The 20,223-nt window shown below is 71.3% G+C and carries 17 protein-coding genes; 9 read left to right on the top strand and 8 right to left on the bottom strand.

Going from position 1 to position 20,223, the window contains the following annotated elements; translation table 11 throughout:
• Nucleotides 1-37: 37 nt before the first annotated feature.
• Complete coding sequence (locus tag R0146_RS03020; protein ID WP_317691379.1) at nucleotides 38-847, bottom strand: GolD/DthD family dehydrogenase; 810 nt, start codon at nucleotides 845-847, stop codon at nucleotides 38-40.
• A 145-nt stretch (nucleotides 848-992) separates the two neighbouring features.
• Between R0146_RS03020 and R0146_RS03015 the strand changes: the two genes are divergently transcribed.
• The 3 genes from R0146_RS03015 (at nucleotide 993) to R0146_RS03005 (ending at nucleotide 4,456) form a co-directional block, all read left to right on the top strand.
• On the top strand, nucleotides 993-2,048 hold the full coding sequence (locus R0146_RS03015; protein WP_317691378.1) for a substrate-binding domain-containing protein: 1,056 nt from the start codon (nucleotides 993-995) through the stop codon (nucleotides 2,046-2,048).
• A gap of 103 nt (nucleotides 2,049-2,151) precedes the next feature.
• Complete coding sequence (locus R0146_RS03010) at nucleotides 2,152-2,946, top strand: DeoR/GlpR family DNA-binding transcription regulator (protein ID WP_317691377.1); 795 nt, start codon at nucleotides 2,152-2,154, stop codon at nucleotides 2,944-2,946.
• A 55-nt stretch (nucleotides 2,947-3,001) separates the two neighbouring features.
• Nucleotides 3,002-4,456, top strand: a complete 1,455-nt coding sequence (locus R0146_RS03005; RefSeq protein WP_317691376.1) for an MFS transporter — start codon at nucleotides 3,002-3,004, stop codon at nucleotides 4,454-4,456.
• 1 nt (nucleotide 4,457) lies between these two features.
• Here the strand turns inward: R0146_RS03005 and R0146_RS03000 are convergent, their stop codons facing one another.
• The 5 genes from R0146_RS03000 to R0146_RS02980 form a co-directional block, all read right to left on the bottom strand.
• Nucleotides 4,458-5,867, bottom strand: a complete 1,410-nt coding sequence (locus R0146_RS03000; RefSeq protein WP_317691375.1) for a xylulokinase — start codon at nucleotides 5,865-5,867, stop codon at nucleotides 4,458-4,460.
• Between the two features lie 68 nt (nucleotides 5,868-5,935).
• Complete coding sequence (locus R0146_RS02995) at nucleotides 5,936-6,961, bottom strand: ABC transporter permease (RefSeq protein WP_317691374.1); 1,026 nt, start codon at nucleotides 6,959-6,961, stop codon at nucleotides 5,936-5,938.
• A complete protein-coding gene (locus R0146_RS02990; protein ID WP_317691373.1) occupies nucleotides 6,954-8,483 on the bottom strand; it encodes a sugar ABC transporter ATP-binding protein in 1,530 nt (509 codons plus the stop codon). Before R0146_RS02990 ends, R0146_RS02995 begins: the two co-directional genes overlap by 8 nt.
• Nucleotides 8,484-8,932: 449 nt before the next feature.
• A complete protein-coding gene (locus R0146_RS02985; protein ID WP_317691372.1) occupies nucleotides 8,933-10,366 on the bottom strand; it encodes a dihydrolipoyl dehydrogenase family protein in 1,434 nt (477 codons plus the stop codon).
• Between the two features lie 63 nt (nucleotides 10,367-10,429).
• Entirely contained in the window at nucleotides 10,430-10,699 is a 270-nt protein-coding gene (locus tag R0146_RS02980; RefSeq protein ID WP_317691371.1) for a DUF2249 domain-containing protein, read from the bottom strand.
• 287 nt (nucleotides 10,700-10,986) lie between these two features.
• Between R0146_RS02980 and R0146_RS02975 the strand changes: the two genes are divergently transcribed.
• Together R0146_RS02975 and R0146_RS02970 are read left to right on the top strand one after the other, a co-directional pair.
• Entirely contained in the window at nucleotides 10,987-12,576 is a 1,590-nt protein-coding gene (locus tag R0146_RS02975) for a DEAD/DEAH box helicase (protein WP_317691370.1), read from the top strand.
• Nucleotides 12,577-12,674: 98 nt separating this feature from the next.
• Nucleotides 12,675-13,538 carry an NAD(P)-dependent oxidoreductase gene (locus R0146_RS02970; protein ID WP_317691369.1) on the top strand — a complete coding sequence of 288 codons (864 nt, stop codon included), beginning with the start codon at nucleotides 12,675-12,677 and terminating at the stop codon, nucleotides 13,536-13,538.
• On the opposite strand, the gene R0146_RS02965 is transcribed toward R0146_RS02970, so the two are convergent.
• Nucleotides 13,539-14,288, bottom strand: coding sequence for a hypothetical protein (locus R0146_RS02965; RefSeq protein ID WP_317691368.1), 750 nt, complete (start codon nucleotides 14,286-14,288; stop codon nucleotides 13,539-13,541).
• Nucleotides 14,272-15,201, bottom strand: a complete 930-nt coding sequence (locus R0146_RS02960; protein WP_317691367.1) for a hypothetical protein — start codon at nucleotides 15,199-15,201, stop codon at nucleotides 14,272-14,274. Before R0146_RS02960 ends, R0146_RS02965 begins: the two co-directional genes overlap by 17 nt.
• A 279-nt stretch (nucleotides 15,202-15,480) precedes the next feature.
• On the opposite strand from R0146_RS02960, the gene R0146_RS02955 reads away from it, so the two are divergent.
• The 4 genes from R0146_RS02955 (at nucleotide 15,481) to R0146_RS02940 (ending at nucleotide 20,186) form a co-directional block, all read left to right on the top strand.
• Nucleotides 15,481-16,248: an SDR family NAD(P)-dependent oxidoreductase gene (locus R0146_RS02955; RefSeq protein ID WP_317691366.1), complete on the top strand. Its 768-nt coding sequence runs from the start codon at nucleotides 15,481-15,483 to the stop codon at nucleotides 16,246-16,248.
• Between the two features lie 85 nt (nucleotides 16,249-16,333).
• Nucleotides 16,334-17,734, top strand: coding sequence for a sigma 54-interacting transcriptional regulator (locus R0146_RS02950; protein ID WP_317691365.1), 1,401 nt, complete (start codon nucleotides 16,334-16,336; stop codon nucleotides 17,732-17,734).
• Nucleotides 17,735-17,757: 23 nt separating this feature from the next.
• Nucleotides 17,758-19,776, top strand: a complete 2,019-nt coding sequence (locus R0146_RS02945) for a vWA domain-containing protein (RefSeq protein WP_317691364.1) — start codon at nucleotides 17,758-17,760, stop codon at nucleotides 19,774-19,776.
• A 104-nt stretch (nucleotides 19,777-19,880) separates the two neighbouring features.
• Nucleotides 19,881-20,186, top strand: coding sequence for a DUF3303 family protein (locus R0146_RS02940; RefSeq protein WP_317691363.1), 306 nt, complete (start codon nucleotides 19,881-19,883; stop codon nucleotides 20,184-20,186).
• The last annotated feature ends 37 nt before the right edge of the window (nucleotides 20,187-20,223 follow it).

The raw sequence follows: 20,223 nt of genomic DNA, 5'->3' as shown, positions 1-20,223 counted from the left end.
TGGGTGTTGAGGGCCTGGCTGCTGCGGGGGCGGACGATCAGACGATCGTGAAGCCGCCGTCGACGACGAGGTTGGTGCCGTTCACCATGGCGGCGCCGTCCGAGGCGAGGAAGACCGCCGCGGCGGCGATCTCCTCCGGCTCGGCGAAGCGGCCCCGCGGGATCTGGGCCCGGTGGGCGTCCGCCTTGGGGCCGGCCCAAGCAAGCTTGCCGAGCTCGGTCATCACCACGGTGGGGGAGATGCAGTTGACGGTGATGCCGCGGCCGCCCCATTCGGCGGCGAACGACTGGGTCAGCCCGCGGACGCCGAACTTCGACGCGGTGTAGGCGACGTGCTCGGGGATGGCCACCACGCCGGCCTGCGAGGCGAGGCTGATCACCCGGCCGCTCCCGGCGGCGAGCATCACCTGGCCGACCCGCTGGGTCATCAGGAAGGTGCCGGTGAGGTTCACCCCGATGGTCAGCTGCCAGTCGGCGACGTCGAGGTCCTCGGCCGGCGCCAACCGTACGACGCCCGCGCTGTTGACCAGGATGTCGATCCCGCCGGACCGTTCGACGATCGTCCGGACGGCTGCGTCCACCGACGCCGGGTCACTGACATCACAGGCGACGGCGTACGTGCCGCCGCCGATCCGCGCCGCGGTCTCCTCCGCGTGCGCCGGGTCCCGGTCGACGATCGCGACCGTGGCCCCCTTCGTGCGGTAGGCCTCCGCAATCGCTGCGCCGATCCCCGACGCTCCTCCGGTGACGACGGCCACCTTGCCCTGCAGCCCGAAGGAGAAATCCACACCCATGGTCGCCACGACCTTCCACGTAGGGCCGAACCCGCGGCGAGTGAGCTCGGCCATGAACTCATTTCACTGGTCATGTTATATATCACTCGATTGGTGTTGTCTATCACGTGGGTGGGGCGTAGGCTGCAGCTCATACAGGAGTCGGGAGGCCGTCCGGGGAGTCCGGATGCGGGCCCGACGCGACAGCAGAGGATCGTCAATGTTGAAGAGACTCATCCGCAGCAGCGTCGCTGTGGTGGTCACCGTCGGTGCCCTCGCCCTCAGTGCCTGCGGCGCCGGTGATCCGAGCAGGACCTCGCCCTCCGCCGACGGACCCCAGAAGCGGGTCGGCGTGACGGTCTACGACATGTCGTCGTTCATCTCCCAGGGGAAGGAGGGGATGGAGTCGTACGCGGCGAAGAACAACATCCAGTTGCTGTGGAACTCGGCCGGCAACGACGTGTCGACGCAGGCCAACCAGGTCGAGCAGCTGATCAACCAGAAGGTCGACGCGATCATCATCGTGCCGGTGCAGGCGGACTCGCTCGCGCCGCAGATGCAGCAGGCGAAGACCGCCGGCATCCCGGTCGTCGCGGTCAACACCACGCTGAGCGACTCCAGTGCGCTGGCCTCCTCGGTGCTGCCGGACGACGTCGCCGCCGGTGAGTCGGAGATGAAGATGATGGCCGAGAAGCTCGGCGGCAAGGGCAACATCGTCGTCCTCCAGGGGCCGCTCGCCTCCTCGCCGGAGCTCGATCGCACCCAGGGCATCAACAACGTCCTCAAGGACTACCCGGACATCAAGATCCTGGCCAAGGACACCGCCAACTGGAAGCGCGACGAGGCGGTCAACAAGACGAAGAACTGGATCTCCGGCTTCGGCGACAAGATCGACGGCGTGGTCTCCGAGAACGACGACATGGCGCTCGGGGCCATCCAGGCCCTCAACGAGGCCGGCAGGAAGGGCGTTCCGGTGGTCGGCGTCGACGGCATCCAGGACGGCCTCGCCGCGGTGAAGTCCGGCGAGCTGATCGGCACCAACCTGCAGCACGGTCGGGTCGAGATGGCGACCGGTCTGGCGATCGCCGACCGGATCATCGCCAAGCAGCAGGTCCAGCCGAAGTACACGTACGTCATGCCGCCGATCACGCCCGACAACGTGGACTCCTTCGAGGGCCACGTGGTGACCGACGTCCCCGGATTCCTGGACACGCTGCCCGCGCTGATCGAGCAGAACCTCCAGTCCGGTCAGATCGCCAACGAGACGGTGAAGTAGACGTCCGGGCGCAACTGATGCAGGTGGAGATCGGTGGGGGACGGAGGCGCCCCCACCGATCTCGCTGTTCCGTCCGGCCTCCGCGATTTCTTAGGATGCCCCCATGGCCGTGAACGGTAGGCGGGAAGACGAGCGCGACAGGCGCCGCGCGGAATTGACCGAGATCGTCTTCGCCGAAGGATCGGTGAAGATCGAGTTCCTTCCTGAGCGCCTCGGCGTCAGCCTGATGACCATCCATCGCGACATCGATGCCCTGGTCGCCCAGGGCATCGTGCGCAAGACCCGCGGCATGGTGACGGCCCTGAGTACCGGAGCGTACGAGGCCAGCAGTGAATACCGGCTGCGGCGGATGTCGGCGGAAAAACTCGCCGTGGCCGAGGCGGCGACGCAATTCCTGGAGCCGGGGCAGTCGATCATTCTCGATGATTCGACGACCGGGGTGACGTTTGCCGAGAAACTCACCGACTACATCCCGCTGACGGTGATCACCAACTACCAGGTGGTGATGGACATCTGCCGCGGCCAGCAGGATCTCGAACTGATCGCCCTGGGCGGGGTCTACTACTCGTGGTGCTCGGCATACATGGGCGACATCACCGTTCAGACCCTCGGGCGGCTGAAGGTCGACACCTTCTTCATGTCGACCTCGGCGATCGCCGATGACGTGTGCTACCACCAGCGCACCGAGACGATCGCCGTCAAACGGGCGATGTACGAGGCGGCCAGGCAGCGCATCCTCTACGTGGATCACTCGAAGTTCACCGCCCATGCGCTGCACGCGCTGCTGCCGCTCACCGCGTTCGACGTGGTGATCGTCGACGAGGGCACCGCCGAGCAGGACCTCGACCGGTTGGCGAAGAAGAACGTGAACGTGATCGTCGCGCCGCTGGAGCCGTGAGCGGTCCGGCGGCGGTGACGAGGAACCGTCGCCCGGGGTGGTGCAGGATGGCAGCGTGACAGATCCTGCAACAGCAGCGGACGCGCGACGCTGGCGAGCCTTCGCCGTCGTCCTGGCCGCCGGATTCATGACCTTGCTCGATGTGTCGATCGTCAACGTCGCCCTGCCGTCGATCCAGCAGGCACTCGGCGCCACGGCCTCGCAGATCCAGTGGATCGTGGCCGGTTACTCGCTGACCTTCGGGCTGATGCTGGTGCCCGCCGGCCGCTTCGGCGACGTCGTCGGCCGCCGGAACATGTTCCTGCTCGGCCTGGCGGGTTTCACCGCCAGTTCCCTGGCCTGCGGCTTCGCCGCGTCCGCGGTCGTTCTCACCGTGCTCCGCCTGGTCCAGGGCGTCTTCGCCGGCATCATGAATCCGCAGATCTCGGCGCTGATCCAGGAGCTCTTCCGCGGTGGCGAGCGGGCCCGTGCCTTCGGTCTGTTCGGCATGACCATCGGTGTCTCCACGGCGGTCGGCCCCCTGCTCGGCGGCATCCTGGTCACCGCGATCGGGCCCGAGCACGGCTGGCGGTCGGTCTTCCTGATCAACGTCCCGATCGGCCTGGTGCTGCTTCCGCTGGCGGCCCGCATCCTGCCGCGCCGCACGGCCGGCCCGCGCGCCGCCGGGGGACTCGGCCTCGACCTGCCGGGCCTGGTGCTGATCGCGCTGATGGTGGTGGCGATGATGTGGCCGTTCGTGACGGCGTCGTCCCATCCGGCCGGTCTGGCGGGGGCGCCGTGGTGGCTGCTCGCCGTGGCCGCGGTGCTCGGTGCCGCCCTGGTGGTGTGGGAGCGTCGCGAGGACGGGCACGGTCGACCGGCGGTGCTGCCGGGGACGCTGGTGCGCAACACCGGCTTCGTGATGGGCGCCGCCCTGGCGGCCGCCTACTTCGCCGGGTTCACCAGCATCTTCATGGTCGTCACCCTCTACTACCAGGACGGCCTGCACCACTCCCCGCTGATCGCCGGCCTGGCGCAGGTGCCGTTCGCCCTGGCCTCTGCGGCGGCGGCACGATGGTCGGGCAGGCACGTGATCGACCTGGGCCGGCGACTCGTCATCCGCGGGCTGGTCGTGATGATCGTCGCGGTGGCGTGCCTCGTCGTCGTGGCCGAGATCGCGTCGCCCGGCGTGGTCCAGTGGGTGATCCCGGTGCTGCTCGCGGTCGCGGGCTGGGGCAGCGGGTCGGTCATCTCGCCCAACCAGACGCTGACCCTGGCCGAGATCCCCACCTCGCTGGCCGGCACCGCCGCAGGTCTGCTGCAGACCTTCCAGCGGCTGGGCGGATCGGTCGGCCTGGCCCTGCTGACCACCGTCTACTTCGCCCGACTCGCCGCCGGCGGCGACAGGGCGGCGTACGCCCACGCACTGGCCCTGTCCTTGGCGCTCACGGCCGCCATCCTGCTGATCGCTCTGGGCATCGGCATCGCCGACGCCCGACGGCGCAGCACCTCGGCCCCAGGGCCGGACTGAGTCAGTCGTCCAGCCCGCTGCGCCGACGGTACTCCCGCCACACCTCGGGGGTGGGCTCCGCCTGCTGGACCGTACGGGGCGGGTGGAGCCATGCCGGCGGCGTCGGCCCGCCGCTGAGCATCCAGGCCGCCTGCTTCGCGGCCCCCATCGCGACGTACTCGGCCGGTTCGGGCAGCTCGACGTCGGTGCCCAGGATCGCCGGGGCGATCCGCTGCACGGCGACCGATCGCGCCCCGCCGCCCACCAGCAGGATCCGTCGGGCCTCGATGCCCACCGCGGTCAGCGCCTCCAGACCGTACCGCAGGCCGCACAGCACCCCCTCGACGGAGGCGCGGGCCAGGTTCGCCCGGGTGAAGGAGGTGGGCGTCAGACCGGTCAACGAGCCGGTCGCGTCCGGGGCGTGCGGGGTCCGTTCACCGATCAGGAAGGGCAGCAGGGTGAGGCCGTCCGCCCCCGGTGGGGCTTCGAGCGCCAGCCGGCCGAACTCGTCGAGTCCGGCGCCGATCAGGTCGGCGGTGTAGGCGAACACCTGCGCGCAGTTCAGCATCGCGGTGAGCGGCAGGTAGGCCCCGGTCGCATCGGCGAAGCCCGCCACCAGGCCGCCACGGTCATGCGGCGGCCGGTCGGTCACCGCGGACACCACCCCCGAGGTGCCCATCGACAGCATCACGTCGCCCGGGGCCATCCCGATCGCCAGCGCGGCGCTGGCGTTGTCCCCGGCACCGGGCCCGAGCAGGGCGTCCCGGGCCACCGTACGATCCGCCCGGAGGCCCGGTTCGGCCGGGCCGAGCACTCTGGGCAGCACGATGTCCGCGGCGTCGTCGCGTCGCAGGGCGAGTGCCAGCAGGTCCCGGCGGTAGCTGTCCGTCGAGGGATCGAAGTAGCCGGTGCCGGAGGCCTCCGAGCGATCGGTGGTGAGGTCCGCCAGGGAGTCCGACCCGGACAGCTTCCAGGTGACCCAGTCGTGCGGCAGGGCGATGGCCGCGATCCGGGCGGCGTTGTCGGGTTCGTGGTCGGCCAGCCAGCGCAGCATCGCGACGGTCAGCGAGGTCACCGGGGCGGTGCCGACCGCCGCGGTCCAGGCGGCCGCTGACATGTCCGTCAGCAGCGAGGCCACCGCAGGGACGGTCCGCCGGTCGTTCCAGAGGATGGCCGGCCGGATCACCTCGCCCCGGTGGTCGAGGGCGACCAGGCCGTGCTGCTGGCCGGCCAGCGAGATCGCCGCGACATCGTCCAGGCCGCCGGCCTGCGCAGCGGCCGTACGGAACGCCTGGAGCCAGGCCTCGGGATGGACCTCGGTGCCCGGCGGGTGGGCGGCCTGGCCGTGGCGCAGCACCCGACCGTCGACGGCGCGGCGGACGGTGACCTTGCACGATTGGGTCGAGACGTCGACCCCGGCCACGAGCTCCATAGCAGGCACGACACTAGCCGGTCCCGCCCAGGCGAAGGAGGCGGGACCGGCCGATGCCGCGGGCCGGCTCAGGAACTGCGGCGTCGGGTGGACCAGACGTCGATCGCGACCGCGGTCACGATCAACAGGCCCTTCACCACCTTCTGCCAGTAGGCCGGCACGATCAGGATGTCCAGGCCGTTGTTGAGGGTCTGGATCAGGAACAGGCCGATCACCGTGCCCCAGATGGAGCCGCGGCCACCGGAGAGGCTCGCGCCGCCGATCACCACGGCGGCGATCGCGTCGAGCTCGTAGCCGGTGCCGAGGTTCGGCGGGCCGGAGATCACCCGCGAGGCCAGCATCAGCCCGGACAGCCCGGCCAGGGTGCCGCTGATCGCGTACACGCTGAACAGGATGCCCTTGGTCCGGACGCCGGCGATCCGGGCGGCCTGCTCGTTGCCGCCGACGGCGTACACCTGCATGCCGTACGCCGTCCGCTTCATCAGCACGGCGATGACGATGATGCCGACGATCATGGTGAGCACCGGCACTGTGAGGCCGATCACCTTGGTGTTGGCGATGGCGCCGAACGACGGGGGCAGCCCGTTGATCGGGGCCCCCTTGCCGACCACGTACGCGGCACCGGAGGCGGCGGTCATCACACCGAGGGTGGCGATGAACGGCGGCACGTGCACCACCGAGACCAGCAGGCCGCTGATCGCCCCGCAGAGCAGCCCGACCGCCAGCGCGACCAGCAGCGCCGCCCCCGGGTTGCCGGTGACGTTCTTGGCGACGTACGCCGCGGCCATCGCACTCACCGCGATGACGCTGCCCACCGACAGGTCGATGCCGCCGGTCAGGATGACCAGTGTCTGGCCCAGCGCGATCAGGGCGAACGGCGCCGCGGCGACCAGGATGGTGAGCAGATTGTCGGCGGTGGCGAACCGGGCGCTGCGGTAGCTGAAGAACGCCATGATCAGCAGCATGATCCAGACCATCGCGTAGCGGATCAGGATGTCCTTGATCGTCGCCGCGTTCAGATGGAATCGGCGCGATCCTTCTGCTGCGGGTGCGGGCACAGCCGCCATGTCGACCTCCGTGGTGTGTTCAGACATTGTTCGACTCCAGTCCGGTGGCCAGACGGAAGATGGTTTCCTGGGCGTCCCCGCTGTCGAGGACGTCGCGGCCCAGCTCGCCGCGGACGGCACCCTGCTGCATCACCAGGGTGCGATGGGCCAGACCCATCACCTCCGGCATATCGGAAGAGGCCATGATCACGGCCATCCCCTGCCGGGCGAGCTCGACGATGATGCGGTAGATCTCCGAACGGGCGCCGACGTCGACGCCGCGGGTCGGTTCGTCGAGGAGCAGCAGGTCGACGGTGTCGGTCAGCCACCGGCCGAGGACGACCTTCTGCTGGTTGCCGCCGGAGAGCGCGCCGACCGGCTGGTGCAGCCCGGCACTCTTGAGGCGTACGCGGTCCATCGCATCGCCGACCAGCGAGCGGATCCGCCCCGGGCGGACGAAGCCGGCGGCCGACATCTTGCGCAGGTTGGGCAGGGCCCCGTTGGTGCTGATCGGCAGCTCGAGCAGCAGGCCGCTGCCCTTGCGGTCCTCGGGCACCATGGCGACGCCGTTCCGGATCATCCGGTCCGGGGTCGGCGCGGCGACCGTACGCCCCTTGATCGTCAGCGTGCCGCCGTCGATCGGGCGCAGACCGAAGATCGACTCCAGCAGTTCGGTGCGGCCGGCGCCCATCAGGCCGGCCAGGCCGAGGATCTCGCCGCGTCGTACGTCCAGGTCGACCGGCGCGGAGGCCCCGGTCACCTGCCAGTCCCGCAGGGTGAGGACGGTGTCGTCGGCGGGCTCGGGCCGAGGCGGGAACACGCTGGTCAGCTCACGGCCGACCATCGCGGTGACGATGGACTGCTCGGTGGTCTCCGCGACCGGGGTGTCCGCGGTGAGGACGCCGTCGCGCAGCACGATCACCCGATCGGCGATCGCGTGGATCTCCTCCATCTTGTGGGTGGTGTAGATCATCGCCACCCCGCGGGTGCGGAGCCGGTCGACGAGCTCGTAGAGGTGCTCCCGCTCCCGGTCGGCGATGGCCGAGGTCGGTTCGTCCAGCAGCAGGACGGTGGCGCCGCGGTCGACGTTCTTGACGATCTCCACGATCTGTTGGAGGCCGACCGGGAGCCGGTGCATCGGCAGCTCGGGGTCGATGTCGATCCCGAAGGTGGCCAGCTGCTCGCTCGCCCGTCGCTTGAGGGCCCGCCGGTCGAGGAAGCCGGCACGGGTGATCTCGCGCCCGACGGCGAGGTTCTCGTAGACCTTCATCTCGGGGATCGCGGTGAGCTCCTGGGGCACGATCGCGACGCCGAGCTTCTGGGCGGCGATGATGTCGCCGAACGGCAGATCCTGTCCGGCGACCCGGGCGCGGCCGGCGTCGGGCGCGTACTGCCCCGCGATGATCTTCATCAGGGTGGACTTGCCCGCGCCGTTCTCGCCGGCGAGGGCCGTGACGGTGCCGCGGTCCAGGGCCATCGAGATCCCCTTGAGCACCGGGATGCCGCCGAAGCTCTTGGTGATGTCCTCGACCTCGAGCACCGCGTCGTCGCTCCGTCTCGCCGCGGTCATGGACGCCACCCCTGGGCCGGCCGTGTCGCCGTCGACTGCCAACTTCGCATCAGAGTCGTTTCCTTCCGGGAGACCCCGGTCCCGGAAGGGGACCGTGTCTGCCGCGACATTGCGGTCCGTCAACCGGAAAGGGGAGACCTCGATTCCACGCCGGCAACCCTGCCGTGCGTCCCCGGCCGGGCATCGGTGCCCGGCCACTGTTTCCGCTCCCGAGCGTAGCCTGTTAACACGCGAAAGGAAAGATTTAACGTGGCGCGTGTGAGAGTTGACATGGGAGGGTGCCTGGAGGCCCCCTGGAACCATGAAACGGCGGGCGGCCGGGGACCTGGAATCCCCGTCCGCCCGCCGGTGGCGCTGCCCCTGTCGTCAGCTCGACACGCCGATCCCCTCAGGCCGACGGGGGCGCGTACACCATCTCCTTGAGATCGACCGGCGCGGCCCAGCGGGCCTCAGGATTCGAGGAGGCGCAGCCACACCTCGGAGGCGGTCGGATAGCTCGGCACGGCCCGGCGCAGCGTCGCCAGATCCAGCCCGGCGGTGACGGCGATCGTGGCGGCGTGCAGTTGCTCGGCCACCTCCGGCCCGACGAAGGTGGCTCCGAGCGCCACCTCTGTGGCGGCGTCGACGACCAGACGGACCCGGCCGGCGGCGTCGTCGCGCAGCAGCCCGGCGCCGGCGGCCGAGGTGTAGTCGACGTCGAGCAGCCGGACCGTACGACCCTCCCGCGCGGCCTGCGCCGAGGTGAGACCGACCGAGGCGACCTGCGGTGAGGTGAAGGCCACCTGGGGGACCGGCGCCGGCGGCTCCGCGGCCGGGGTGCGCCCCTCGGCCAGTGCACCGATCCGTCGGCCGATCATCCGGGCCTGGTGCTTGCCCCAGTGGGTGAGCATCGCCTCGGCGTTGATGTCGCCGACGGTGAACAGCCAGGGCGGCAGGTCGCCGCCGTGGGTACGACCCCGGAGCGCGGCGGGGTCGAGGCCGATCGTGTCGAGCCCGATGGTGTCGGTGGTCGGTCGCCGCCCGGTCGCCGCGACGATCTCGTCGACCTCGAGGTCCGTCCCGTCGTCGAGGGTCAGGGTGAGCGGACCGCCGTGCGTCCGGCCGACCGGTGCCTCCGGGTCGACCGTTTGCCGGCTGGCCGCCGTCACCGAGGTGGCGAGACGTACGCTCACGCCGGCCGACCGCAGCCCGTCGGCGACCTCCTCGCCGGCGAACTCCTCGAACTTCCCGAGCAGGCGTCCGCCGCGCACCAGCAGGGTGACCTGGGAGCCGAGTGCCGTCATCCAGCGGGCCGCCTCGCAGGCGGACACCCCGCCGCCGACGATCGCCAGCCGCTCGGGCACCTCGATCACCGCGGTGACGTCGCGAGTCGTCCACGGGTGGAGCGCTGTCAACGGTCCCGGGATCACCGGGACCGAGCCGGTGGCCAGCACGACCGCGGTGCGCGCCATCAGGCGGCGTACGGTGCCCTGCCCGTCGACCACCTCGACAGTCCGTTCGCCGACCAGCCGGCCGTGGCCGCGGACCATGGTCAGGCCGGCCCCCTCGGCCCAGCGCACCTGTCCGCCGTCGTCGTAGTGGGAGACCCAGTCGTCGCGCCGGGCGAGCAGTGCGTCGCGGTCCAGCGTCGGCACAGACAGCGGGGCGAGGTTGGCTGCCGTCTCGGCGACGTCGAGCGGTCGGAGCAGGGCCTTGCTCGGCATGCAGGCCCAGTAGGAGCACTCGCCGCCGAGGAGCTCCGCCTCGACGATGGCCGCGGTGCGGGAACTGCCGCGGACGGCGTAGTCGGCGACGTTCTCCCCGGCGGGGCCACCGCCGAGGACGATCACGTCGTAGGTCTGGGCGGGGCTCTCGGTGGCGGGCGCGGACGCGGCGCTGGTCATGCGGCCCAATCTAGGCCGCGCGACCAGCGCCGTCAGGTGTCCCGGACGACCGGGCGTGGCCCGTCAGCGACGGGTGAAGCGCACCGTCCACTGCTCGGGGCCCTCGGTGAGGTAGGTGCGGTCGAACTGGCCGGGGGCGACGTCCTCGAGCTGGGCCATCATCGGCAGCGGGTTGTGCGGGGCGACGACGTCCAGCGACCCGCCCTGGGAGAGCTGTGTGATGGCGCCGATCACCGCGCCGTGGCGGACGGCGTGGGGGAGGTCGAGGACGTTGATGGACGGGACGGCGGTCTCGTCGTGCTCGCCGCAGCGGCAGCCGGTGGTGGTGGACATGGGTTCCTCCGATCTGTTTTTACACACTCTAACCATGTTTATTTGCTGAGGAGAAGTCGAGGGTCCGGGAGGGGTGGCCGGAGTGCGGAGAGGTGTGCGGAGGGGGCCGTCGGGCCGGCGTACGGTCCGTGGAGTTGGTTTTCGCCGTGCTGCCGGGTAGGTTCGTCGCGTCGGCCCGCCGAGTCTTGCCTCGGGCCGCCGGGCGCCCGGGATCCCTCCCGATGATGCGCCGTGTCTGTCCCAGTGGGCGATGCGATCCCCCGGCAAGACACTTCTAAGGAACCTCCTTGACTTCAGCTTTCGTGCGCCTCGGTGTGCCCGCGTCCCTGTCCGACGTCCTCGCCGAGCGCGCCATCACCGTGCCCACCCCGATCCAGGCGGCGACGCTGCCGGACTCGCTGGCCGGCCGTGACGTCCTCGGTCGGGGCCGCACCGGCTCCGGCAAGACGTACGCCTTCCTGCTGCCGATGGTGGCCCGGCTCGTCGCCGCCCCGCGGAAGGCCCGCCCGAAGCGCCCGCGCGCCCTGGTGCTGGCGCCCACCCGCGAACTCGCGACCCAGATCGAGGAGTCGCTGAAGCCGCTGGAGGCGGCGGTCGGGCTGACCAGTCGTACGGTCTTCGGCGGTGTCGGCCAGGGCCCGCAGGTGCAGGCGCTGGCCCGCGGGGTCGACGTGCTCGTCGCTTGCCCGGGCCGGCTGCTCGACCTGATGGGCCAGGGCGCCGCCAACCTCGACGATGTCGAGATCACCGTCCTCGACGAGGCCGACCACATGGCCGACATGGGCTTCCTGCCGATGGTCCGCAAGATTCTCGACCGTACGCCGACGACCGGCCAGCGGCTGCTCTTCTCGGCGACCCTCGACAACGGCATCGACGTGCTGGTGAAGCGCTACCTGCACGATCCGGTCACCCACGAGGCCGATTCGCCGCAGTCGCCGGTGTCCACGATGGACCACTACGTGCTGCGCGTCGACAAGGACACCCGCGGCCGGGTGCTCGCCGACCTGGCCTCGGCGCCGGGCCGGACGATCCTCTTCACCCGTACGAAGCACGGCGCCAAGCGGCTGGCGAAGCAGCTGGTGGATCGGGGCATCCCGGCCGTCGACCTGCACGGCAATCTGTCGCAGAACGCCCGCACCCGCAACCTGGCGGCGTTCGAGTCGGGCACCGTCCGCACCCTGGTGGCGACCGACATCGCCGCCCGCGGCATCCACGTCGACGACGTCGCCCTCGTCGTGCACGCCGACCCGCCGGTCGAGCACAAGGCCTATCTGCACCGCTCGGGCCGTACGGCGCGCGCCGGGCACTCCGGCACGGTGGTCACCCTGGTGACCCCGGACCAGCGCCAGGAGGTCCGCCAGATGATGCGCAAGGCCGGCATCACCCCCGAGGTGGCCGAGCCGGAGCCGGCAGTGCTCGAGTCGCTGGCGCCGGGGGAGCGGGTGACGCTGAGTGCGGACGAGGCCCGTGCTCTGGTGAGCCCGGAGCCCGCCGCTGGTGCGGCGCGGGGGTCGCAGGGGTCGGGGGACTCCGGTCAGGGGCGCTCCGGCTCGGGATCCGGTTCCGGTCGGTCGCGGCGTTCGGGATCGGGCCGCTCCTCGCGGTCCACCGCTGGCCGTGGTGGGTCTGCTGGCCGTGGTGGGTCTGCTGGCCCTGGTGGATCTGCTGGCAGGGGTGGGTCTGCTGGCAGGGGTGGATCTGCTGGCAGGGGTGCGTCCGGGCCGGCCCAGGGACGTACGTCCGGGAGCCGCGCGCCCGAACAGCACGCGGAGAAGCGATCGGGCCAGCAGACCCCCTCCACTCGGGGCGACCGTGCGGGTGCTCCGCCGGCCCGGCGCCGCCATCGGCACGCCGAGCGGCCCGGCTCCCACTCCTGACCCCCGGGCGTCCTTCGGGCCTGCCCGGTCCTCCCGGAGGGCGGCCGATCCCGGGCGCGTAGTGTGACGACCACACCGACACAGGAGGGTCAGCGCAGATGAGCGGGTTGGGCAAGGTCGTCATCCTCGGCACCGGGATCATGGGGCGGGCGCTCGCCGAGCGTCTCCTCGGCAGAGGTGTGGACGTGACGGTCTGGAATCGTACGGCGGAGCGGGCCGAGCCCCTCGCCGAGTTCGGTGCGACGGTGGCGGCGACCCCGGCCGAAGCGGTCGCGTCGGCCGATATCGTGCTGATGACCCTGTTCGATGCCGAGGCGGTCGTCTCGGTGATCCGGGAGGCGTCCGGTGCCGCGCCCGCCGGTGCCCTGTGGGTGCAGATGTCCACGATCGGAGTCGACGGCACCGACCAGGTGGTGTCGGTCGCGGCCGACCACGGCCTGGCGCTGGTCGAGGCGATGATGCTCGGGACGAAGGGGCCGGCCGAGTCCGGCACGCTGGTGTTGCTCACCGGGGGCGACGCCGACCGGCTGGCCGCTGTGGAGCCGCTGCTGGCAGTGATCAGCCAGAAGCGCGTCGTCGCCGGTCCCGAGGTCGGTGCGGGGACCCGGCTCAAGCTTGTCTGCAACACCTGGATCGGCCTGCTCACCGCCGGCACCGGCCAGGCCTTCGCCATGTTGCGGGCCCTCGGCCTGGACGAGCGGCTGTTCCTCGAGGCGATCGCCGGTGGGCAGTCCGACACGGTTTACGCGCATGCCAAGGGCGGGTTGATGCTGGCCGACGACTTCCAGCCGGCCAACTTCCAGCTTCGCGGCCTCCACAAGGACCTCGAACTGGCCGAGGCCGCCACCGGCGACGCGGGGACGTTCCCGATCCTCGACGCAGTGCGGGGACTGTACGCCCGGGCCGAGGAGCAGGGCCAGGGCGCCGAGGACATCGCCGCGGTCGTCCGCGTGTTCGCCTGATCAGCGCTGACGGACGACCCGGCCGCGGTAGTGCCGTCGGTCCCGGGGCCGCCGTCGGTGCCGCTGCCCTCGGTGCCGCTGCCCTCGTGGCCGGCGGCTCCTCCGGGGGCTCGGGGCACGGTGCCGGGGTGGGGCGGTGAGCCGGTCGATGGCGTCGAGCTCGAGGTCGGAGGGTTGGCTGGTGGTGGGGTGGTCGGGGGTGTGGGTGCCCCAGTTGTCGACCAGGTAGTCGCGGCCGTAGGGGGAGCGCCACAGCCAGTGGCCGGGGGCGGTCTGGCGGCAGCGCCAGCCGGCGTGGGTCTTGGCGCGGTGCGCGGTCCGCGACAGCGGGCCGAGGTTGTCGATCCGGGTCTGACCCGGCGGCGCGGCCCGACCGGGTGGGCCGGCGTGATGGTAGGGCATGGTGTGGTCGAGGTCGGCGTGGCGGGACCGGCGCGCCCCCCAGGGGAACACGTCGTACGGCTGGGCGAGGATGACCTGCTCACGCAGTCGTTCGGGGATCTCGTAGGCGTCGATCGGCTCGGAGTCGCGGTGGTCGATCACCCCGGTCACCCGCACCGTGGAGTCCGCCAACAACGCCCTCAGGGTCTGGACGGGGACCGCCCCCTCGCCCTCCAGCCGGGCGACGCCCCGGTCGTCGAGACGCTCGGCGTTCACGTGGACATACAGCCGCACCGGCGCCCGCAACCGGTCTGCAGCCTGACGGTCACCGGCCAGCAGCGCGACCGCCCGCTCAGGGGTGGCCAACATCCCCAGCGCACGGGACCGGCGTACGTCCAGACTGTCGGCGTCCGCGCCGGTGGTGGCGAGGGCGGCGGCCAGGCGGCTCAGGGTCGCATCGAGCTGGGCCCGCGTCGGGAGTCGCCAGCCGGGCGACCAGGGTCCGCACCCCGGCCTGCCCGGACTCGTCACGGACCACCCGGGCGTAGCGGCCGGTCCGTGCCCGTTGCTCGGCCTCTGCTGCGGCGGCGGGGTCGGCCGCGACGATCTCGCCCTCCACCAGGGCTTCCAGCCGGGTCCACGACACCGCGCCCAGAGCCGGCGCGAGATGCCGGTCGATCTGCAGGGCCTGGGGTCGGGCCAGCCGGGCCCAGCGGACCGCCTGCGCGATCCGGCGGGCCTGCCACACCGGCAGCCGGCCCGCCATCACCGCCGCCCACATCCGCGGGTGGCGCCACCGCACCGACAGGGCGTCGGCGATCAGGGCACGGGCCGAGGCATGGGTGGTGTGCAGCAGGGCGGCGATCTCGACCACGATGAACTCCGCGACCAGCGGACAGCCGTCCCCGCCCAGATCGACCAGTCTCTCCCCACCCGGCAACGGATGCTGGGCAGGCGGTGGGGCGATCGTCGCCGCATGCCCGACCAATGCGAACTCCCGGGCCTCGGCCGCGGCCCGCAGGGTCCGCAACGCGTCGATCTCCTCCAACGCGTCACCGACCAGACCGGGCATCACCCGGTCCGGGGCCAACGCGACCGGCATCACCACATCCGCGAGCGTGGCCTCGGCCTCGTCCAGCAGGCCGGTGTCGAGCTCGATCCCACCGGCACCCCGGCCAGCAGCCGGCCTGCCGGCCGCGTCACCGCCCTGATCCGGCCCAGCACCGTCCTGATCCGGCCCATCACCGCCCGGATCAGGCACCTCGAACAATGTCCCCTCCATGCCGCCAACGGTACGGCACACCACTGACACTAATCGATCGTCAGTTCGAGGAATCTGGGTGGGTTCGAGGAATCTGCTTGAGCGAAGGAATCGATCCGTCAGCCGATATCAGCAGATCTGTCAGCCGACGAGACGGCGTGGGCGTGGCTGCCCCGAACTGCGCCGGCCCCATGGTCCGCGCCGAGCGCGACGAGTCCGGTGCGCCTCGATGCTCGCCCTTGGGTCGGAGTGCCAGTATCGAGGCGACCCCCGCCCACCGACAACGACAGGGAGTACCTCGTGGCGTACGCACTTGCCGGCAAGACCGCGATCGTGACCGGGGCGAGCTCCGGCATCGGGGAGGGCATTGCTGCCCGGCTCATCCAGGAAGGCGCGAACGTCGTCGCCGTCAGCCGCGGGGTGGAGTCTCTGCGGCGTTCGCTTGACGCGCTCCCGTCCGAGCGGGTCGCCGCCGTGCTCGGTGACGCCGGTGACGAGGCCACGGCCATGCGGGCCGTTCAGGTGGCGGTCGAGCGGTTCGGTGGGCTGGACCTTCTGGTCAACAATGTCGGGAACGCCCTCTCCGGCGATGTCACCACTGTCGAGCCGGACGCCTGGGCTGATCTCCTGCGCAGCAACATCACCAGCGCGTACCTGTTCAGCCGTGCCGCGATCCCCGAGCTGCGGAAGACGCAGGGCTCGATCATCCAGATCTCCTCGGTGCAGAGCTTCCGGGGTGACTACCGGGCGGTGGCGTACAACACGACCAAGGCGGCGCTGAACAACATGACCCGCTCGATGGCGCTCGACCACGCTGTCGACGGCATCCGGGTGAACGCCGTGGCACCGGGGTTCATCGAGACGCCACGCACAGCGGGCGCGCCCGCCTCGCTGCGCGACGCGATTATCGGTCACACTCCGATCCGCCGTGCGGGGACCCCGGCCGATGTCGCGGCGGCGGTGGTGTTCCTGGCCGGCGACGAGGCGTCGTACATCACCGGCGTGATCCTGCCGGTCGACGGTGGACGCCAGGCAAGCGGCGGCATCTATCCGGCGCCGGCACGCTAGATCCGGGCCGCCGCGGACCGGTGCCGACGGGGCCATGATCGCGAGCCCCTTTTGTCGACGCGAACCCGGGGTTAGCGTGGACAATGTGACCGGCACCTCATCCTTCGCCCCGTCCCCACGTACGCTCGGCGAGCTGCGTGCCTCCGGGCACCGCCTGCGTGGCGTCCGTGAGGAGATCCGCGACAACCTTCTCGACAAGCTCCGCCGCCGGGAGGACCCGTGGCCCGGCCTGCACGGCTTCCGCGACACGGTGATCCCGCAGCTGGAGCGCGCCCTCATCGCCGGCCACGACATCGTCCTGCTGGGCGAGCGTGGCCAGGGCAAGACCCGGCTGCTCCGTACGCTCGTCGGTCTGCTCGACGAGTGGTCCCCGGTCATCCGGGGCTCCGAGCTGGGCGAGCACCCGTTCGAGCCGATCAGCCCCGAATGGCGCCGTCGTGCCGCCGAACTGGGCGACGATCTGCCCGTCGAGTGGCGGCACCGCTCCGAGCGCTACGCCGAGAAACTCGCCACCCCGGACACCAGCGTGGCCGACCTGATCGGCGACGTCGACCCGATGAAGGTCGCCGAGGGCCGCCACCTGGGCGACCCGGAGACCATCCACTTCGGCCTGGTCCCCCGCAGCCACCGCGGCATCGTCGCGATCAACGAGCTGCCCGACCTCGCCGAGCGGATCCAGGTCGCGCTGCTCAACGTGATGGAGGAGCGCGACATCCAGATCCGCGGCTACGTGCTCCGGCTGCCGCTCGACGTGCTGCTGGTCGCCTCCGCCAACCCCGAGGACTACACCAACCGCGGCCGGATCATCACCCCGCTCAAAGACCGCTTCGGCGCGGAGATCCGCACCCACTACCCGACCACCCTCGACGACGAGATCGCCGTCATCCGGCAGGAGGCCCGGCTGGTCGCCGAGGTGCCCGAGCCGGTGCTGGAGATCGTCGCCCGCTTCACCCGGGCGCTCCGTGAGTCCGCAGCGGTCGACCAGCGCTCCGGAGTGAGCGCTCGGTTCGCCATCGCCGGCGCGGAGACCGTCGCCGCCTCCGCCCTGCACCGCGCCACCGTCCGTGGCGAGGACCGGGCGATCGCCCGCTGCGTCGACCTCGACACGGTGGTCGACGTGCTGCGCGGCAAGATCGAGTTCGAGACCGGTGAGGAGGGTCGGGAGACCGAGATCCTCAACCATCTGCTGCGGACGGCCATCGCCGCCTGTGTCCGGGAGCGGCTGCGGGGCATCGACCTCGGCCTGCTGGTCGCCGCGGTGGAACAGGGGCGTACGGTCGCCACCGGTGTCCGGATGACCGCCGACGAGTTCCTCGCCGGGCTGCCGGCGCTCGGCGAGTCCACTCTCTACGACGAGATCGCCCAGCGCCTCGATGCCCGTACCCCCGGTGAGATCGCCGGCGGCGTCGAACTCGCCCTCGAGGGCCTCTACCTGGCCCGCCGGATCGGCAAGGAGTCCGGCGGCGGCGAAACGCTGTACGGATGAGGCGGCGATGAGATGAGGCAGCGATGAGCCGCTACACCCGCTACGCCGGTGGCGACCCGCTCGCCCCGCCGGTCGACCTCGCCGAGGCGCTCGCGTCGATCGGCGAGGACGTGATGGCCGGCTGGTCACCCGAGCGGGCGATGCGCGAATACCTCCGCCGCGGCGCCAAGGGCACCGGCGGCCAGCAGCGGACCGGTCTCGACGACCTCGCCCGCCGGGTCGCGCAACGCCGCCGGGAACTCCTCGACCGGCACTCCCTCGACGGCACCCTGCAGCAGGTCCGCGAGCTGCTCGACAAGGCGGTGCTGGCCGAGCGCAAGCAGCTCGCCCGGGACCCGATGATGGACGAGGGTGACCGAGCGTTCCGTCAGCTGCAGCTGGACGACCTGCCGCCGGCCACTTCCGCCGCGGTCCAGGAGCTGTCCTCGTACGACTGGCAGAGCAGCGAGGCCCGCGAGGCGTACGACCGGATCAAGGACCTGCTCGGCCGTGAGCTGCTCGACCAGCGGTTCGCCGGGATGAAGCAGGCGCTGGAGAACGCCACCGAGGAGGACCGCGCGCGGATCGGCGAGATGCTGCGCGACCTCAACGAGCTGTTGGAGAAGCACCGCCGCGGCGAGGACACCGGTGAGGATTTCGACGACTTCATGGCGAAGCACGGCGACCTCTTCCCCGAGCAGCCCAAGGACATCGAGGAACTGCTCGATGCCTTGGCGGCCCGCAGCGCCGCGGCCCAGCGGATGCTCAACTCGATGAGCGCCGAGCAGCGGGCCGAGCTGATGGAGCTGTCGGCGCAGGCCTTCGGCTCACCAGACCTGATGGACCAGCTCGCCCGGATGGACGGCAACCTGCGTGCGTTGCGCCCGGGGGAGGACTGGGCCGGCTCCGAACGGTTCCAGGGCGAGGAGGGACTCGGGTTGGGTGATGGCACCGGGGTGCTGCAGGACCTCGCCGACCTCGACCACCTCACCGACCAGCTCGCCCAGTCCCGCGAGGGCTCCCAGCTGGACGACATCGACCTCGACGCACTGGCCCGTCAGCTCGGCGCCGAGGCCGCCGTCGACGCTCGGGCGCTGGCCCAGCTGGAACGGGCGCTGCGCGACTCCGGCTACCTGAAGCGGGCCCCCGAGGGCGATCTGCGGCTCAGCCCCCGGGCGATGCGCCAGCTCGGCAAGCAGCTGCTCCGCGACGTCGCGACCCGGTTGGCGAGCCGACAGGGCCAGCGCGACGCCCGCAAGGCCGGCCTGCTGGGCGAACCGACCGGGGCCTCCCGCGGCTGGGAGTTCGGCGACCTCGAGCCCTGGGCGACGTCCCGGACGATCACCAACGCCGTCGTCCGCACGGTCGCCGCCGGTGGCTCCGCCACGGAGGGCGTACGGATCACCCTGGACGACATCGAGGTCACCGAGACCGAGGAACGCACCCGGGCCGCGGTCGCGCTGCTGGTCGACACCAGCTTCTCGATGGCGATGGACGGCCGCTGGGTGCCGATGAAACGTACGGCGCTGGCCCTGCACCAGCTGCTCAGCACCCGCTTCCGCGGCGACCTGCTGCAGGTGATCGGGTTCGGCCGGATCGCCCAGGTGATGGACATCGAGCGGCTGATCGGGCTGGACAGCCAATGGGAGAAGGGCACCAACCTGCACCATGCCCTGCTGCTGGCCAATCGCTTCTTCCGCAAGCACCCGGACGCCCAGCCGGTGCTGCTGATCGTCACCGACGGCGAACCCACCTCCCACCTGGAGCCGAACGGCGAGGTGTGGTTCGACTACCCGCCGCACCCGCTGACCATCGCCCGGACCGTGCAGGAGCTGGACGCCTCCCGCCGGCTCGGTGCCCAGACCACCTTCTTCCGGCTCGGCGACGACCCGGGGCTGGCCCGGTTCGTCGACTCGATGGCCCGTCGGGCGGACGGTCGTACGGTCGCCCCCGAGCTGGACGAGCTGGGCTCGGCCGTGGTCGGCAGCTACCTCGGCTCCCGGACGCGCTCCCCTCGGGACGCCTTCGGCGGCGGGGGGAACCGCGGCGGGTGGGCACTGTAGCGCCGGAAGCGTGGTGACCTCCCGATCGCGGCACTTCGCCTGGCCTCAGTGATGTGGGTCACACTGGCGACTGGAACGGCCATTGTCCACAGAGGGGGAACGCCATGTTCTACCAGGTCATCCACACCCACCTCAGCCACGACTGCCCGGCTCGGCGTCCGGAGACGGCCAAGCAGTTCGACGAGTGGTGGGAAGCCCTCAAGAGCACGGACGGGGTCACCGTCCACGTCGGCGCGGTCGCGCCGGTCCCGCACACCTTCTACTTCTATGTGGAGACCGACGACTACGCCCGTCTGGTTCGCGCGCTCGCCTGGTTGAACAGCATCGGGTCCGGCGAGGTCGTCCCGGTGGTGCCGCTGGATCTCGGCATGGGCCTGGTCCGGGAGGGCGTCTACTTCACCGAGGACTGACCACGAGATCGTACGATCAGCACCCGGGCCGCTCCGT

The sequence above is a fragment of the Raineyella sp. LH-20 genome (assembly GCF_033110965.1).
GTDB lineage: Bacteria > Actinomycetota > Actinomycetes > Propionibacteriales > Propionibacteriaceae > Raineyella.
Note: the sequence above shows the minus strand (reverse complement) of the source record. Positions and strands in the feature narration are given on the sequence as shown.